Annotated in this window: 20 protein-coding genes; 3 read left to right on the forward strand and 17 right to left on the reverse strand. The window is 38.8% G+C overall.

Annotation, left to right across the window (positions count from 1 at the left end):
• The first annotated feature begins 7 nt into the window (after positions 1-7).
• The 3 genes from pcp (at position 8) to GVV19_RS04410 (ending at position 1799) form a co-directional block, all read left to right on the forward strand.
• Complete coding sequence (gene pcp / locus GVV19_RS04400) at positions 8-649, forward strand: pyroglutamyl-peptidase I (protein ID WP_159635479.1); 642 nt, start codon at positions 8-10, stop codon at positions 647-649.
• A complete protein-coding gene (locus GVV19_RS04405) occupies positions 649-1062 on the forward strand; it encodes a gamma-glutamylcyclotransferase family protein (protein WP_159635482.1) in 414 nt (137 codons plus the stop codon). Before pcp ends, GVV19_RS04405 begins: the two co-directional genes overlap by 1 nt.
• A 62-nt stretch (positions 1063-1124) precedes the next feature.
• The gene (locus GVV19_RS04410; RefSeq protein WP_159635485.1) at positions 1125-1799 is read left to right on the forward strand and encodes a hypothetical protein; all 675 of its coding nucleotides are present in this window, start codon (positions 1125-1127) and stop codon (positions 1797-1799) included.
• A 35-nt stretch (positions 1800-1834) separates the two neighbouring features.
• On the opposite strand, the gene GVV19_RS04415 is transcribed toward GVV19_RS04410, so the two are convergent.
• The 17 genes from GVV19_RS04415 to GVV19_RS04495 form a co-directional block, all read right to left on the reverse strand.
• Positions 1835-2074 (reverse strand): metal-sensing transcriptional repressor, encoded by a 240-nt coding sequence (locus GVV19_RS04415; RefSeq protein ID WP_159645814.1) that lies wholly within the window; start codon positions 2072-2074, stop codon positions 1835-1837.
• 5 nt (positions 2075-2079) lie between these two features.
• Positions 2080-3735 (reverse strand): FAD-dependent oxidoreductase, encoded by a 1656-nt coding sequence (locus GVV19_RS04420; protein ID WP_159645817.1) that lies wholly within the window; start codon positions 3733-3735, stop codon positions 2080-2082.
• 2 nt (positions 3736-3737) lie between these two features.
• A complete protein-coding gene (gene trxA / locus GVV19_RS04425; RefSeq protein WP_159635494.1) occupies positions 3738-4049 on the reverse strand; it encodes a thioredoxin in 312 nt (103 codons plus the stop codon).
• Positions 4050-4207: 158 nt separating this feature from the next.
• Complete coding sequence (locus GVV19_RS04430; protein WP_159645820.1) at positions 4208-4681, reverse strand: hypothetical protein; 474 nt, start codon at positions 4679-4681, stop codon at positions 4208-4210.
• 132 nt (positions 4682-4813) lie between these two features.
• Complete coding sequence (locus tag GVV19_RS04435; RefSeq protein ID WP_159640764.1) at positions 4814-5485, reverse strand: potassium channel family protein; 672 nt, start codon at positions 5483-5485, stop codon at positions 4814-4816.
• Between the two features lie 9 nt (positions 5486-5494).
• Complete coding sequence (locus GVV19_RS04440; protein ID WP_236262322.1) at positions 5495-6847, reverse strand: TrkH family potassium uptake protein; 1353 nt, start codon at positions 6845-6847, stop codon at positions 5495-5497.
• Entirely contained in the window at positions 6844-7236 is a 393-nt protein-coding gene (atpC, locus tag GVV19_RS04445) for an ATP synthase F1 subunit epsilon (RefSeq protein ID WP_159640767.1), read from the reverse strand. Before atpC ends, GVV19_RS04440 begins: the two co-directional genes overlap by 4 nt.
• Positions 7237-7240: 4 nt before the next feature.
• Positions 7241-8629: a F0F1 ATP synthase subunit beta gene (atpD, locus tag GVV19_RS04450; RefSeq protein ID WP_159645823.1), complete on the reverse strand. Its 1389-nt coding sequence runs from the start codon at positions 8627-8629 to the stop codon at positions 7241-7243.
• 2 nt (positions 8630-8631) lie between these two features.
• The gene (locus GVV19_RS04455) at positions 8632-9408 is read right to left on the reverse strand and encodes a F0F1 ATP synthase subunit gamma (protein ID WP_159645826.1); all 777 of its coding nucleotides are present in this window, start codon (positions 9406-9408) and stop codon (positions 8632-8634) included.
• Entirely contained in the window at positions 9401-10921 is a 1521-nt protein-coding gene (gene atpA / locus GVV19_RS04460) for a F0F1 ATP synthase subunit alpha (protein WP_159635512.1), read from the reverse strand. Before atpA ends, GVV19_RS04455 begins: the two co-directional genes overlap by 8 nt.
• A complete protein-coding gene (gene atpH, locus GVV19_RS04465) occupies positions 10918-11448 on the reverse strand; it encodes an ATP synthase F1 subunit delta (RefSeq protein ID WP_159645829.1) in 531 nt (176 codons plus the stop codon). Before atpH ends, atpA begins: the two co-directional genes overlap by 4 nt.
• A complete protein-coding gene (locus GVV19_RS04470) occupies positions 11432-11944 on the reverse strand; it encodes a F0F1 ATP synthase subunit B family protein (protein ID WP_159635518.1) in 513 nt (170 codons plus the stop codon). Before GVV19_RS04470 ends, atpH begins: the two co-directional genes overlap by 17 nt.
• A gap of 18 nt (positions 11945-11962) precedes the next feature.
• On the reverse strand, positions 11963-12202 hold the full coding sequence (gene atpE, locus GVV19_RS04475) for an ATP synthase F0 subunit C (RefSeq protein ID WP_159635521.1): 240 nt from the start codon (positions 12200-12202) through the stop codon (positions 11963-11965).
• A gap of 19 nt (positions 12203-12221) precedes the next feature.
• Positions 12222-12896 (reverse strand): F0F1 ATP synthase subunit A, encoded by a 675-nt coding sequence (locus tag GVV19_RS04480; RefSeq protein WP_159635524.1) that lies wholly within the window; start codon positions 12894-12896, stop codon positions 12222-12224.
• Entirely contained in the window at positions 12883-13233 is a 351-nt protein-coding gene (locus GVV19_RS04485; RefSeq protein WP_159640779.1) for a hypothetical protein, read from the reverse strand. The genes GVV19_RS04480 and GVV19_RS04485 overlap by 14 nt, the downstream gene beginning before the upstream one ends.
• Positions 13234-13540: 307 nt before the next feature.
• The gene (locus GVV19_RS04490; protein ID WP_159640782.1) at positions 13541-14464 is read right to left on the reverse strand and encodes an ABC transporter substrate-binding protein; all 924 of its coding nucleotides are present in this window, start codon (positions 14462-14464) and stop codon (positions 13541-13543) included.
• A 1-nt stretch (position 14465) separates the two neighbouring features.
• Positions 14466-15212: a polysaccharide deacetylase family protein gene (locus tag GVV19_RS04495; RefSeq protein ID WP_159645832.1), complete on the reverse strand. Its 747-nt coding sequence runs from the start codon at positions 15210-15212 to the stop codon at positions 14466-14468.
• Positions 15213-15229: the final 17 nt, after the last annotated feature.

The following is a 15229-nucleotide window of genomic DNA, read 5'->3' on the forward strand; positions in this document are numbered from 1 at the left end:
TAAACCAATGAAAGTACTTATTACTGGATTTGATCCATTTGGCGGAGAAGCCATGAACCCTGCATATGAAGCAGTTAAATTATTACCCGATACAATTGAAGGTGCCGAGGTTATTAAACTGGAAGTACCTACAGTTTTTGGGAAATCAATTGATGTTTTAGAAGCAGCAATTACAGAACACCAACCTGATTATGTTATTACAGTTGGACAAGCTGGTGGTCGCTTCGGCATTACACCAGAACGCGTCGCAATAAACGAAGATGATGCGCGAATTAAAGATAATGAAGGAAACCAACCTATTGACGAAGCAATTCGTGAAGATGGTGCACCGGCATACTTCGCATCGTTACCAATTAAAGCAATTGTTGACAACATTAAAAAGGCAGGATTGCCTGCAAGTGTTTCAAATACAGCAGGAACCTTTGTATGTAACCACTTAATGTATGGTCTTTTATATTTAATTCAAACGAAATTCCCAAATGTGCGCGGAGGATTTATTCATGTTCCATTCGCAACACAACAAGTTGTTGATAAACCAACAGCACCAGCTCTTTCAATCGAACAAATCTCTAAAGGATTGGAGATTGCAATTGCAACAACCGTTACAACTGCAGAAGACATTAAAGTCCAAGGTGGCGCAATTTCATAATGTCTGATGTCATGTTTGTTTATGGATCACTCATGAAGAACTTCCATAACTACGAAAAGTATTTACGTGGTCATGTGTTGGACATTCAACCTGCTACAGTTCAAGGAAAACTTTACGATATGCCTTATAAAGGCTATCCAGCAATCTTAGATGGTGACGATACCGTTCATGGTGAAGTTATTCATGTCAAAGACTTAGCTGCGATTCTTCCAGCCATTGATAAGATGGAGGGCTATAATCATCAAGCAGATGATGAGTATTCACGGATTCCTAAAACCATTACATTGGCAGATGGATCCACAACCGTCCTGGATGTTTACGTCTATACAAGTAAGCATTTGGACACACAGTTTGAAAAAGAGGCAATCTACCTTCCAGAAGGAAGTTGGCGTGCATTTAAGGAATCATTATAAAGAGCTTCGGCTCTTTTTTTGTGGTTCTCTGTGTTATAATTAAATTAATATTGGAGGTCGTTATGGATACTACACCTGAACACATCGCTCAAAACTTTATCAAAACAATTAAGAAACGGTTACTCATATCACTTGTTGTGATTATTCTTGGATTCTTATATTTAATCTATAATGTCGGACAACCTGGTTCTGTCTCAATTATTACCGTAATTTTTGCTTTTTTCTTAGCTGCAGCCACAATCGTTTTTAACTTACTCGCAGCCGAAATGGATCGGGAAAAACTATACCATGTCCTGTTTGAAGAAAAGGATGCTGACAAGGCACGTGAAGTCTTTCAGTATGTCATCGCTAATTTTCCAAGTGCTTTAAGACAATCATTTATTTCTACAGATTTCTATTATGCAACAGCTCTATCAATGTTGCTGACCGGTTCAAATAATCATGATATTCAGAATTATCTTGAAGGCGTCATGGGTGGAAGACTGCACGATAATGGACGTTTTAAGTTATTGTACCTTGCACACTTAAGTGCGTTGACGCATGACAAACAGTTTGTCGATGCAATTACACCTCTTGGTAAGGTCAATGGCCTCAATAAACAAATCATTGATTATGTAGATGCAGTTAACGCAGCACTAAATCACAACGATAAAGCACTTCAAAACGCTGTATCTCTCATTGAAGAAATGAACGTTTACCCGCTCATTACTGACTTTGCTCAAACACTCAAAGCATAAACAAAAGACATCCACGTGGATGTCTTTTTTACGTATTAAACTTTAGTAAGAAGATTGACCGCAGATTCAACTTTTGTTTGATCCGTCACATCCACATGTTCCATGAGATTTTGAATCGCAACTAAGCGCATCAAACGATCAATACTAGAACGAACGGCTGTAAGCTGTGTTAAGACATCTTCACAAGGACGTCCTTCTTCCATCATCTTCGCAATACCCCTTAGTTGCCCTTCTGCGCGACTAAGACGATTTAATAGGTTCTTATCACATTTCATCGTTATCACTCCTTAGAAACGGATTCTGGGTGCATCAGCGCCTGATACTTAAACGCTCCATCAAGATTCTTCGCCTTATACCCCGCTTGTTTTAAAACACGCATTGCTGAATAACTACGTTGACCACTATGGCATGCAACGATAACCTCAGCATCTTCAGGAATTTCATGCAAGCGGCAGCGAAGATAGTTTAACGGAATATTATGAAACCCGTCAAGTGCCCCCGCCTCTTTCACTTCCATAGCATCTCGAACATCTAGAAGGTATGCTCCTTGATTACGATACTGATCGACTTCATCCCATTGAATCGCTTCTGAATATCCTTCAACAATGTTTAGAGCTGCATAACCAGCAATGTTTACAACATCTTTTGCAGTACCAAATGGCGGTGCATATGTTAACTCTAATTCTGGAAGATCTTCAACGGTCATACCACCTTTAATCGCAGTAGCAATGACATCAATTCGTTTATCAACTCCGTCTTCACCTATAGCCTGTGCGCCATAGATTGCACCGGTCTGTGGGTTAAAGATTAATTTAAGGTTAATCGCAGTTGCATTGGGGAAGTATCCTGCATGGTTTTTCCCTGTAATATGAACAGATTCATATGGATACCCTAACGTTTGAAGTTGGCGTTCATTGAGACCCGTACTTCCAGCACCAATCGAGAAAGCACGAAGAATCGAAGTACCTAACGAACCACGATGTTTACGTGGAAGCCCCGACATCGTATCCGCAGCTTGTCGCCCTTGACGATTTGCCGGTGACGCAAGTGAAATAAGCGTCTCTTCTTGAGTAATCATATGTTTAACTAATACTGCATCACCTACAGCGTAGATATCCTGAACATTTGTTCTGAAGAACTCATCAATTCGAATGCCTCCTTTAAAACCAGTTTCAATACCTGCTTCTTGAGCAATCGCTGTATCTGGCATAACACCAATTGACAAAATCGTTAAATCAGACTCAATTTCGTCACCATCTGATAAAATAATCGTTTGGCCTTTATTCTTGAATTCCTGAGCACCCTTACCGACAAGTACTTGAATCCCATTGGATTCGAGTTCATCGCGCACAAATTGAGCCATTTCTGTATCTAAAGGCGCAAGAATTTGCGGCGCCATTTCGACAATTGTGACATCCAATCCACGATGTTTTAGTACTTCAGCCATCTCTAAACCAATAAACCCAGCACCAATTACAACTGCTTTTTGAGGCGCATTGTTGTCAATGTGACGCACAATTTTATCCATGTCAGGAAGATTACGAAGCGAAAAAACATTGTTAGACTCGGTCAACCCTGGAATTGGTGGAACAATCGGCTTCGCTCCTGGTGACAAAAGTAATTTATCATAACTTAGTTCAAACGTTTCTTCATCATTCACAACCGTTACTGTTTTAGTGTCTGGATGGATTGCCACAACTTCATGATTAGGACGAATATCTAGCTGAAATCGTGCTTTTAGTGTTTCTGGTGACACGACGATGAGATCATCACGATCCTCAATTTCACCACCAATATGATATGGTAGCCCACAGTTTGCAAATGAAACATAGGGTCCTTTATCTAAAACAATAATTTCTGCATTTTCGTTTAGTCTTCGAAAACGGGTTGCGAAGGACATTCCTCCGGCAACTCCTCCAACTACAACAACTCTCATTTTTAGACCTTACTTTCTAAGTACTCTTGTAATGCTTTTTTAGGTTGGAATCCTTGGATTTGTTCGACTGGTTTTCCATTTTCAAAAAGAATCATTGTTGGAATCGACATGATGCCAAACTCTTGTGCTATTTCCGGGTTTTCATCAATATTAACTTTTGCTACTTTAATTTTACCTTCGAATTCTGTTGATAGTTCATCAATTACAGGACCTAGCATACGGCATGGTCCGCACCATTCTGCCCAAAAATCAATAAATGTCAGTCCTTCTGCAATTTGTGTTTCAAAATCTTTGTTTGTAATGTGTATTGTCATACCATGACCTCCTGTATCTATTTTCATTATACCCCTATAGGTATATGTTGCAAGATATTTGCTTATAAAAAGAACCCGGTCGTTACCAGGTTTTACTTTGTCTTTATGCATCGGTACATGCTTGTGAAGGTTTATTTTAGCTTCACGAATATCTTAATTTAAACACTTTCAAGAATAGCGCGCAATTTTTGCACATCATAGGTCGTATATAGACGTAAACGAATTACAGTTGATAGCTTCTTATCTTTTACTTTAACGTATAAGCGTGTACCAAGGTCAGCAGCACTCACAGTTAACCGAACATGGTCAATCGCGGCATACGCAATATCATAGTTACTGTAAATCGTGTTTATGCGTACGTGTTCGTGGTCACATTGAACGGATGCTTTTCGAGCATATACGATTCCATATACCCACTGTAAAAGATACACAATCGTAACGGGAACAATAATCCATTGGAGTATCTTCTCACTGACTAAAAAATGTACGACATCAGACCAACCAATTTTCATTCCACCCATTATTAAAAAACTAAATCCAAGAATCACGAGTCCATGAAACGCGATACTAAGAATTCCAAATGGTATCAGACAACTTTTGGCAACGCTTGGTCGAAATGTTTTTTGTTCCATCATCACCACTCCCTTACTTTGAACTTATGTGTTTCTATTTTACGAAATCCTGTAACTTTCGTCCAGTTCACAAACCTTTACAGATATAAAAAAGTAATGATAGGCTAACTATCATTACTTGAATTATTATTTTTAGTTATTATCTTCCATGTCATTGAAGCGATCTAAATCTTTTTCTTCAACAAGTACGAAAAGTAGGTCACCATCTCGAATAATATAGTCTGGTGAAACATTAATAATAAATTCATTGTTCACGCAGCATTTGAGAGCAACGATGTTAAAGCCATACTCTTGACGTAAATTTAATGCCTGAATTGATTTATTCTCCCATTCTTTAAGGGGATGAATTTCGACTAAGTTGTATCGATCATCAATGCGCAAGGCATCAATTACAGAGTGACGTGCAAGTTCATTCCCAAGTCGTTTACCCATTTCAACTTCAGGTAATAAGACACGGTCTGCACCAACTTTTTTTAGAACATCGTGATAATCTCTATTTTTTGTTTTACAGATAACTTGAGGAACACCAATTTTTTTTAGGTTTAGAACACAAAGAATGGCTTCTTCCAATCGTTCACCAGAGGCAACTACCGCAATATCAGCTTGACCAATATCTGCTGCTTCTAGATGCTCTAGTTTTGTAAAATCACCTTGAATTGTATGTTCAACATGCATCGCAACTTCATCTACACGTTCCATTTTTTTATCCATTGCAATAACTTCCACATCATGACGTGCAAGTGTTTTTGCAACAGAGGCTCCAAACAACCCTAGTCCAAGGACTGCTACTGTTTTATTTGTCATAGTTTTCTCCTAACCCACTAATATATTTGCTTCTGGGTATTTTAAAGTTGGTTCTTTCATATCCGAATGGTTTCCGAATGATAAGAAGAATGTTAACAACCCGATACGGCCTGCGAACATTACAATAATTAATACGATTTTTCCAATACTTGTTAAGTTTGGTGTTAACCCCATGGTGAGTCCAACAGTTCCAAAGCATGAGAAGACTTCCATCAGGATATATTCAATACCAAATTCTGGCGGAATGGTTTCAGTGATGAATAGAATGAGTGATGCACTGACTACAATCGCAATCCCAATAAAGAGAATCATCAACGCTTTAATAACGCGATCCATTGGAATAGCTCTCGATTGAAAACGCGGTTGAGTATCACTGAAGACACCACGCATAAAGAGGAATAATGTTGCGAATGTTGTAACTTTGGCTCCACCACCTGTTGAACCGGATGAAGCACCGATAAACATCAGAATAATGGTTAAGAATATTCCCATTGGAGAAATAAACGCGTAGTTAACATTGGCATACCCTGCTGTACGAGGCGTAATCGCCATAAAGAGTGTATTTACAAGTTGATCCCACAGTGGCAATCCAGCAAATGTCCCATGTCTTGATTCACTTACCCAGAAAAGAACAAAACTGATAATTAAAATACCAATTGTCGTAATTAACGTAATTTTCGTATGTATAAGTAAACGTTTTTTTCGTTTAAACGTCAACAAATCGCGCCACACGATAAATCCAAGACCTCCAAAGAATATGAGACCTCCGATTGTGAGTAGTACTAGAGGTGTTTGTGTAAACCCTTCGAGACTGTTTCCAAACAAATCAAATCCAGCATTATTAAATGCGGAAATGGAGTGGAACATTGAGAAGTAGATTCCTTTTAGAAATCCAAATTTAGGAATAAAATCGATTGCTAATACCGCTGCCCCAAGTGCCTGTACTGACAATGAGAATTTAACGATATAGCGGATTAATTTTTGTGCGTCGGCAGCATTTTCAGCACCAACAGATTCTTGGAGTAAATGGCGTTGTCGTAATGTCATTTTCTTACCCATAAATAGGAAGAAATAAACAAAAACTGACATGAATCCAAGCCCACCAATTTCAATTAGGGAAATGATGACTGTGCTTCCAAAATAGTTCCAATGTGCAGCTGTATTTACTGTAGTTTGACCAGTAACACAAACCGCGGATGTTGCGACAAAGAGCGCATCCAGAAAATTGGTCCACGTCCCATCACGAGATGCGATAGGTAAAGAAAGCAAACAAGCACCAACAAAAATTGTTGATGCGAAGCCCATTGCGATATATTGAGGAATAGTGCGTTTCTTCAAGAATGATTTAATTGAACGTATCATTTTCTAAGTTTTAACCTCGTTAACGATCGTTTTAGCGCGAGTTCAGCACGCTTCATATCGTATAGTTGTTGATTGTTACTTTCTATGCGTTCCTCAGCACGTGCTTTTGCTTTAGCTGCACGTTCAAAATCAATATCTGATTCTGATTCAACTGAAGATACTAATAGTGTAGCAACGTTGTTTTCAAATGTAAAGAGTCCCTCTGAAACCACAAAATTTTCGATTTCAGAGTTTGTCTTTGTATACATAACACCAATATCAATTGGCATTACTGTTGCCATATGGTTAGCGAGCATGGTTCGCTGGCCATCCGTGGTTGGCAAAGTTACGGAATCTATCTCTAATGTTTTATAGAGCCCATTGGGTGTAAGCAGTTTAAAGGTAAACATGACGTTACATCATCCCTTCTGCTTTCTTGTACACTTCTTCAATTGTCGAGACAAAGAGGAATGCTTGTTCTGGTAAATGATCGACTTCACCGTCAAGGATTACTTTGAAACTTCGAACAGTATCAGCAATGGATACATAGGATCCTGATATTCCTGAGAACGTTTCTGCAACAAAGAATGGTTGTGACAAGAAATTACGAATTTTACGTGCACGGTTTACAATTTGCTTATCCGATTCACTCAGTTCGTCCATTCCAAGAATCGCAATAATATCTTGGAGTTCTTTATATCGTTGAAGTATTTTTTGAACTTCTGTTGCAACATAGACATGTTCTTCACCAACAACATCTTCGGACAACAGATTACTACTTGACTCTAATGGGTCAACCGCTGGGTAAATTCCAAGCGCCGCAATGTTTCGATCCAATACTGTTTTCGCATCCAAGTGCGTAAATGTAATCGCTGCAGCAGGGTCAGTTAGATCATCCGCTGGAACGTAAATCGCTTGAATGGATGTAATTGATCCATCTGTTGTAGATGTAATACGTTCTTGAAGTTGTCCCATTTCTGTAGCAAGTGTTGGTTGGTATCCAACAGCCGAAGGCATACGCCCTAACAATGCGGATACTTCAGATCCCGCTTGCGTGAAACGGAAAATATTATCGATGAATAAAAGAACATCCTGCTTATTGTTGTCACGGAAGTTTTCCGCCATAGTTAGCCCTGATAATGCAACACGCATACGGGCCCCTGGAGATTCGTTCATTTGTCCATAGACAAGAACTGTATTATTAAGAACATTTGCATCTTTCATTTCGTGATACAAATCATTTCCTTCACGTGTTCGCTCTCCAACACCAGCAACTACTGATAGTCCACTATGCTCAATTGCAATATTGTGAATAAGTTCTTGCATTAACACGGTTTTACCAACACCAGCCCCTCCAAAGAGACCAATTTTTCCACCTTGTGGATAAGGACAAAGTAAATCAATGACCTTAATCCCGGTTTCTAATACTGTATTGGTTGTTTTTTGATCTTTAAATAACGGTGCAGAACGGTGGATTTCATGGAATTCCACGCCTTCACTGTCAAATGGTTTTTCATCAATTGGTTCACCCAAGACATTAAACATACGTCCAAGAATAGCTTGGCCGACAGGAACTTTAATAGCTGCTCCTGTATCAACGACTTCAAGATTACGAGATAATCCATCAGTAGTTCCCATTGCAATACAACGGGCTAAATCATTACCAATATGTTGTGATACTTCAAGTGTTACTTTGAGTTCACCGTGTTCAACTACAAGCGCATTGTAGAGTTTCGGCATATGTTCACTATCAAAACGAACATCAACAACTGGTCCTACTATTTGTACAATTCTACCTTTCATCGTTAACCCTCCATTCCTGAAACAATTTCAGATATCTCTTGTGTAATCGCCTCTTGACGAATACGGTTATATTTTCGACCTAAATCTTCAATCATGTCTTCTGCACTGTCTGTTGCTTTTTCCATCGCAATACGGCGTGTCGTATGCTCACTTACTTTTGATGTCAGATATGTGTGACGCAACAACGCCATGAGTGCTTGTTGAATCATGATTGAGGCAACATCTTCAAAATTCGGTTCGTAAATTACTTGATCACGTGCTCCCGACACCACTGTAGGTAACGTATGGAGTTCGAATTCAAGATTCAGTGCATTAGCATAATCAGGGACAATCGTAACAATTTGGTGCGTTGCAAGATACGGCTTTAATAGTTTTACAGCATCAAGCAACTCAAAATGTTCACTCGATTGCATCGGGTTAACGATTGTAACTGACTTGTTTTTTAGTGATTCATAACTTTGTGTCCCAATAACAACTGCACTATCTTCAGGTTTATATACAGAAAGTAACTTTCGCATATTACCTTGAATATAAGCTGAGCACAATCCCAAATCAGGCATCACAACAAAATACAATTTTGGTTTATCATCCGTCGCCACTTCAAAATCTATAAACTGTATTGTCGCATGACTCACAGCATCGTAATAGGCTTCGAAGTGTCCTTTTCGATCACGATACCGTTGAAGTTTGCTCAACGAAACAAGCTTCATTGCTTTCGTGATTTTTTGTGTCGATTTGATGGACCGGATTCTTTTTTTTATGGCTTGTGTATTAGGCATTATTTCTTATCTTAAAGCGCTCTAATTCTTCGTTGATTACTGTTTTGAGCGTCTCAATTAGGGCATCATCAAGTGTAAAGTTCGCTTTTATTTGATCTAAAAGATCTTGATGTGATGAAACAAAGCGTTCATGTAAGAACTTTTCGAATGGTAAAACTTCTTTTACACTTAGCATATCGAGGAACCCGTATTTATTTAAGAACATACTTACAATCATCAATTCGTGAGGTGTCTTTGAAAGTGCTCCTTGTTTGAGCAATTCAGTAAGACGGTTCCCATGGTCAATAATTTTTTGGGTTGCTGGATCAATGTCAGTACTAAACTGAGCAAATGATAACAGCTCATGATATGTCGCTAATTCAAGTTTCAATGATGAGGCAACTTGTTTCATCGCTTTTGTTTGTGCGGCTGATCCAACCCGTGAAACTGACATTCCGCTATCGACAGCTGGTCTAAAACCACTATTGAATGAATCTGAGTTCAAGAATAATTGGCCATCTGTAATTGAAATAACGTTTGTTGGTATATATGCGGATATATCACCAGCTTGTGTTTCAATGATAGGTAACGCAGTCATTGATCCACCACCGTAGTTTTCGTTTAGTTTTGCACTTCGCTCAAGCAAACGTGAGTGAAGGTAGAAAACATCTCCGGGATAGGCTTCACGACCTGCAGGACGACGTAATAGTAATGAGATTGTTCGATATGCTACCGCATGTTTTGATAAGTCATCATAAACAATTAATACATCTTTACCATTATCCATCCAGTGTTCACCAATCGCTGCCCCTGTATACGGCGCGAGATACTGAAGTGGTGCAAGTTCACTGGCTGTACTTGATACGACAACGGTATAATCCATTGCACCATGTTCCTTTAGTTTCTCAACAACCATTGCAACGGTTGAAGCTTTTTGTCCGATAGCAACATAAATACAGTTAACATCTTGACCTTTTTGGTTGATGATTGCATTCAATGCAATACTTGTTTTACCTGTTTGACGATCACCGATAATTAATTCACGTTGACCTTTACCAATTGGAATCATAGAGTCGATGACTTTAAGTCCCGTATGTAAAGGTTGGTGTACTGACTGGCGTGTCATAACACCTGGAGCAACACGTTCAACAGGACGGTGTCCTTCATAGTTGATTTCTCCAAGACCATCAATAGGATGTCCTAATGCGTCAACGACACGTCCTAAAAGACCGTCACCAACACCCACTTCGATTATATGTTGGGTTCGATAGACGACGTCACCTTCTTTAACTAATGAGTCATCACCAAGTAGAACAACCCCGACTTGGTTCTCTTCAAGGTTTAGTGCGAGTCCATAAACCTCATCACTAAAACGTAGCATTTCCCCCGAGAGGACTTGGTCTAAACCACGAACAAACGCAATACCGTCACCTACTTTAAATACGCGACCAATATCCTCGCTCTTCGTGTCAAATTCAATTCCAGCAATTTGCTCTTTTAACATTTCGAGAATGTTTGCTGATTGATTGCTCATTGTTGTAATCCTCCTTGGTTAATAATACGATCCAGTTTACTTTTTACTGAGGTATCATAGATATCACTACGAACATGAACAATCATGCCTTGAAGCAAGTTTGCATCAATCTCATAGTGCATTTCTAAGTCGCCTTTATATTTTTCTTTCAACGTTTTTTGTAATGATATTTTTTCTTGATCACTCAATGCTATCGCGCTAACTACATCCACACGACTTAAGTATTCATGAATTTCTAATAAATCACGAAATGCTGCCATTACGCGCTCATAACTCTTCATCATGTTTGCTTGATAAAGAAGTTCTAAGAAATTGACAACTTGCTTTGAAAAGTGCGATCGCAACGTTTTCCACAACGGATCAAGAATTGTTTCGTCTTGATATGTTCGGGTAAAAATACGATTGATTTTTTCATCTTCAAGTATCAGCGAGACGGCTTGTAACTCCGCATAGACATCCATAACTACGTTTTGTTCCTGAGACACTTCAAATAGAGCTTGAGCGTATTGCTTAGTGCTTATGATCATAAGCTTCCATTTCCTTCTCTAGGTCTTGGAGCATTGAAGAGTGATCTAATTCACGCTCCGACAATACTTTGCGGTTTACCGCTACGGCTGTATCCAACATGTATGTAGATACTTCGCGGTAAAGTGCAGCTTTTTCATTTTTTAAGGCTTCTGCCATTTTGATTTTTTCATTTTCAATTTCTTCTTGAGCAGAATCAATAATTGCTTGTTTTTTATTTTCAGCATCGCGTAACATATCCGCTTCAACGATTTTTAGTTTATCCATTGATTCAGAATATGCTTCCTGTGCTTGAGCACTCATTGTTTTTGCTTCCAATCGGTACGCTTCTGCTTCTTTCATTTCTTCAGCCATACGTTCAGCACGCGCGTCCAAATATTTTTGTACAGGCTCGTGAAGGTACTTGCGATACATAATGTAGATTACAAAAGTGGCCGCAAGTTGTGCAGCCATCGTCCAAGGATCTGGCATTAGCTTTGCAGCAATATCTAAATTCATAATACCCTCCTTTGATTATTAGAATACAAAAATTAATAAGAATGCGATAAGCATACCGTAAATCGCAGCTGTTTCAGCAATACCCGCTCCAAGAATTAACATTGAACGAATTTTACTTTCTGCTTCTGGGTTTTTACCTACGGCTTCTACAGCTTTAGCGGCTGCATAACCTTGTCCTACTGTTGAGAAAATACCTGTCATAACTGCTAGTGCGGCAGCGATCGCTACCAATCCTTTTCCAATACTTACTGCTTCCATTAATAATATCCTCCTTAGTTTAGTCTTGATATTCAACAGCGATTAAGATCGATGTTAATGATATAAATATGAACGCCTGCAAAAATGCAGAGAACATATCGAAATATAAATGTAATACTGGAGCAACAATCACTCCGAAGAAGTTAAATCCACCGATACCGGGGATAAAACTGCTAATCCAACCCGTAAACGTATAGAGCAATGTCATAATAACCGTTCCTGAGAGTACATTTCCGAATAAACGGAGTGACAAACTGATCAGTGGTGCTACCGTTCCGAAAAAGTTCGGAATGACAAAGGGGAAAAACGGTTCAAAGAATCCTTTGACGTATCCCTTTACGCCATTTGCATCTATTTTTGCATGTTGAATTAAAAGGAATGTAATAATTGCAAGTACAAGTGTTACTGAATAATTACTTGTAGGTGCAGCTAATCCTGTTAGTCCGAACATGTTTGCAACTAGAATGTAAATAAATACACTTCCAATATACGCTGCCATTCGTCGCCCGTGTTTTTCACCCATGTTTTGAATTGTGAAATCAGAAATCGTCTTAACATAAAGTATTGCTTTTAAGACGCCTCCGCGAGGCTTTTCAGTAAGCGGCAAATTCTTAAGCCGCTTGCCTCCGACATAAAACGCGATGGAGAGACCAATTGTAATGATCAAAATCGAATAAACTTCAACTTGCAACATTTGCCTTCTCCTTTGTAAAAATTCCTGTCATAAAAAGTAGCAAACGGTCTAGCAAGTATGTTGCCGCTATCGCATAAGGATTAATCCATGCCGGGAACATAAATGCCAAGAGCAAGGGTAACCATAAAATCACAAATACAAAGATGATGTATCCAACGTACTTTTTGACTGTAAACTGTTGTTCATCGAGTATGATGTTATAGAACAAATTTCTGAAATGTTCGAGTGTCAGTAAACTAGTCCAACCAATCAACCAACCTAAGCCCAATCTCCAATCGATTATCGATAGAATGATTGCTCCAACAACGCAAATTGCAATTTTTATTTTCCGTGTCATCGTTGCCTCCTTTTCATGTCTGCATTGCTTCGTCTTTTCACTTGTTTTAGTTCGAGCATGCTAGGTAAATCGTACCACAAACATGCGTCTCAATCAAACAAGCTTCCTTACTATATTACGCTATTTAAGCCGAATATCAATAACTTACCAAAAATTAATTTTGGGATAACCACAAATTGTCCCCCACATTATTCACTATATAAATAGGAAGAGAAAAAACTATAAAAACAGACCAATATATTTTGATGAATCATCCACCATGAGACCACCTACTACTCACACACATACAAAAAAGAATAGGACTGGCCTATTCTTCGATAAAACTAAAATTAACGGTATTTTTGATGGTCGGTAACTGTTCTACTAATCCCTTATTGAGAGACCATGTCGCAATCGATTCGAGTTGATCATTTGAAACTGGTTTTGCTTTCTCAAATGGGGTCGTTTTTTGATCAATGTAGGCTCCCATTTGAGGTGGGAATGCATATTGTGTCAACACGGCTGCATAAGCTTCTGATTGATTCTTGTTAAGGTACTCAACCCCTTGATTATACGCACGGTAGAAGCGAGCAATAATTTCGGGATCTTTCTCAATCCGATCTTTCTTCGTTAGTAAACTTCCGCCCTTGATGCCATACTCACTGGAGCTTCCGAGTAAATGTGCACCTTGAGCAACTAGCATACCTGCTTGTGGTTCTGTAAACACTACTGCTTCGAATTGGTCTTGAAGTAGTCCCTCAAAACGCCCAGGAAAAGATGCCATCGCTAAAACTTGATAATCAAATGCGTCTTTTGCAGCAATCTCATCCATAACATACTCTAATAACAGACCTGGAATCAGTGCAACACGTTGATCTTGCAGATCTTTCATCGTTGTGATACCGGAATTAGGTGATGCAATAATTTTAAAATCTTCGTTAATATCTGAGGTTATAATATATGGAAATCCTTGTTCTTGAAACGCAAATGCTGTCATTGCGTCAGCAATCATCATGTCAATAGCACCACTTTGTGCTGCTGCATTTCGTTCTTGAGGATTGGCAAACGGAACAATTTCAACATTTATTCCTTCACTCTTAAAGAATCCTTCCTCATGTGCAATAATAATTGGCAATGCGGATTCAGCTGCAAGTGTTCCTACTTTTAAAGGTGTTTCTAAATCTGGTTTGGGTGTGTTTGAACATCCAGCAAGGACGAATAAACAGAGTAATAGTGTAATTATTTTCTTCATTTTATCTCTTTTCTAACAGTTCAACAAATGCCGAAAGCGGCATTTTATAAGGAATGATATTGCGTTTAAGCTCGAACCGTGGGGTACTTAAGGTGTTGACACCTGGCTTTGTTGTAAATGCGAATTCTATGTTAGCATTTTCCAAAGACGCAAATACCGAAGGATCATAAAATCCAAATGGATATGCAAATATTTTAGGTGCATCGACATATGTTGCACACTTTAGAATATCATCTACCACAGCTTGCTTGGGTTCTGTCTGAATAGAACCTTGAAGATGAGTACGTTGATGCATCCAATGGGTATGATTTGCGGTTGTAAGACAATCTGACATTGTCTCGAGATCTGTCCAAGACATTGTTTGAGCAACTGTAGCATCCCATGCTTTGCTCTTTTCATGCATCCAACCACTAACTACAAACATAGTAGCCGGAATTTTGTTTGCTTTAAGCAGCGGATAAGCAAGTTTTTTCATCGACTGATAAGCGTCATCAAATGTCAATAATATCGCTTTAGACGGCAACATCTTTCGATCTTTATAAAAAACTTCAACATCCTCTAGAGTTATGAAATTAAAGCCATTATTAATACAATACTGCATTTGTTCTTTAAAGTCTTGAATGTCCGTATACAACGCGATGGGTAAATTATCCTGGTATCCGTTCGCAACTTCAACGGGGATAGACTGTATTTCTGTATTTATTGGGGTATCTCGAAATTCGTGATAGCAAAGCGTAATAAAGTCCATGTGGTACCTCTTTCTTA

It is taken from the genome of Erysipelothrix anatis, assembly GCF_009828745.1.
Taxonomy (GTDB): domain Bacteria; phylum Bacillota_I; class Bacilli_A; order Erysipelotrichales; family Erysipelotrichaceae; genus Erysipelothrix; species Erysipelothrix anatis.

Excerpts from the sequence above, each read along its gene's own strand:
- GVV19_RS04415 (WP_159645814.1), bottom strand. The coding sequence starts at position 2,074 with ATGAAATGTGATAAGAACCTATTAAATCGTCTTAGTCGCGCAGAAGGG.
- GVV19_RS04470 (WP_159635518.1), bottom strand. The coding sequence starts at position 11,944 with ATGAATTTAGATATTGCTGCAAAGCTAATGCCAGATCCTTGGACGATG.
- GVV19_RS04480 (WP_159635524.1), bottom strand. The coding sequence starts at position 12,896 with ATGTTGCAAGTTGAAGTTTATTCGATTTTGATCATTACAATTGGTCTC.
- GVV19_RS04485 (WP_159640779.1), bottom strand. The coding sequence starts at position 13,233 with ATGACACGGAAAATAAAAATTGCAATTTGCGTTGTTGGAGCAATCATT.
- GVV19_RS04430 (WP_159645820.1), bottom strand. The coding sequence starts at position 4,681 with ATGGAACAAAAAACATTTCGACCAAGCGTTGCCAAAAGTTGTCTGATA.
- trxA (WP_159635494.1), bottom strand. The coding sequence starts at position 4,049 with ATGACAATACACATTACAAACAAAGATTTTGAAACACAAATTGCAGAA.
- GVV19_RS04455 (WP_159645826.1), bottom strand. The coding sequence starts at position 9,408 with ATGCCTAATACACAAGCCATAAAAAAAAGAATCCGGTCCATCAAATCG.
- pcp (WP_159635479.1), top strand. The coding sequence starts at position 8 with ATGAAAGTACTTATTACTGGATTTGATCCATTTGGCGGAGAAGCCATG.
- GVV19_RS04490 (WP_159640782.1), bottom strand. The coding sequence starts at position 14,464 with ATGAAGAAAATAATTACACTATTACTCTGTTTATTCGTCCTTGCTGGA.
- GVV19_RS04420 (WP_159645817.1), bottom strand. The coding sequence starts at position 3,735 with ATGAGAGTTGTTGTAGTTGGAGGAGTTGCCGGAGGAATGTCCTTCGCA.
- atpD (WP_159645823.1), bottom strand. The coding sequence starts at position 8,629 with ATGAAAGGTAGAATTGTACAAATAGTAGGACCAGTTGTTGATGTTCGT.
- GVV19_RS04435 (WP_159640764.1), bottom strand. The coding sequence starts at position 5,485 with ATGACAAATAAAACAGTAGCAGTCCTTGGACTAGGGTTGTTTGGAGCC.
- atpH (WP_159645829.1), bottom strand. The coding sequence starts at position 11,448 with ATGATCATAAGCACTAAGCAATACGCTCAAGCTCTATTTGAAGTGTCT.
- GVV19_RS04410 (WP_159635485.1), top strand. The coding sequence starts at position 1,125 with ATGGATACTACACCTGAACACATCGCTCAAAACTTTATCAAAACAATT.
- GVV19_RS04440 (WP_236262322.1), bottom strand. The coding sequence starts at position 6,847 with ATGATACGTTCAATTAAATCATTCTTGAAGAAACGCACTATTCCTCAA.
- atpC (WP_159640767.1), bottom strand. The coding sequence starts at position 7,236 with ATGTTTACCTTTAAACTGCTTACACCCAATGGGCTCTATAAAACATTA.
- atpE (WP_159635521.1), bottom strand. The coding sequence starts at position 12,202 with ATGGAAGCAGTAAGTATTGGAAAAGGATTGGTAGCGATCGCTGCCGCA.
- GVV19_RS04495 (WP_159645832.1), bottom strand. The coding sequence starts at position 15,212 with ATGGACTTTATTACGCTTTGCTATCACGAATTTCGAGATACCCCAATA.
- GVV19_RS04405 (WP_159635482.1), top strand. The coding sequence starts at position 649 with ATGTCTGATGTCATGTTTGTTTATGGATCACTCATGAAGAACTTCCAT.
- atpA (WP_159635512.1), bottom strand. The coding sequence starts at position 10,921 with ATGAGCAATCAATCAGCAAACATTCTCGAAATGTTAAAAGAGCAAATT.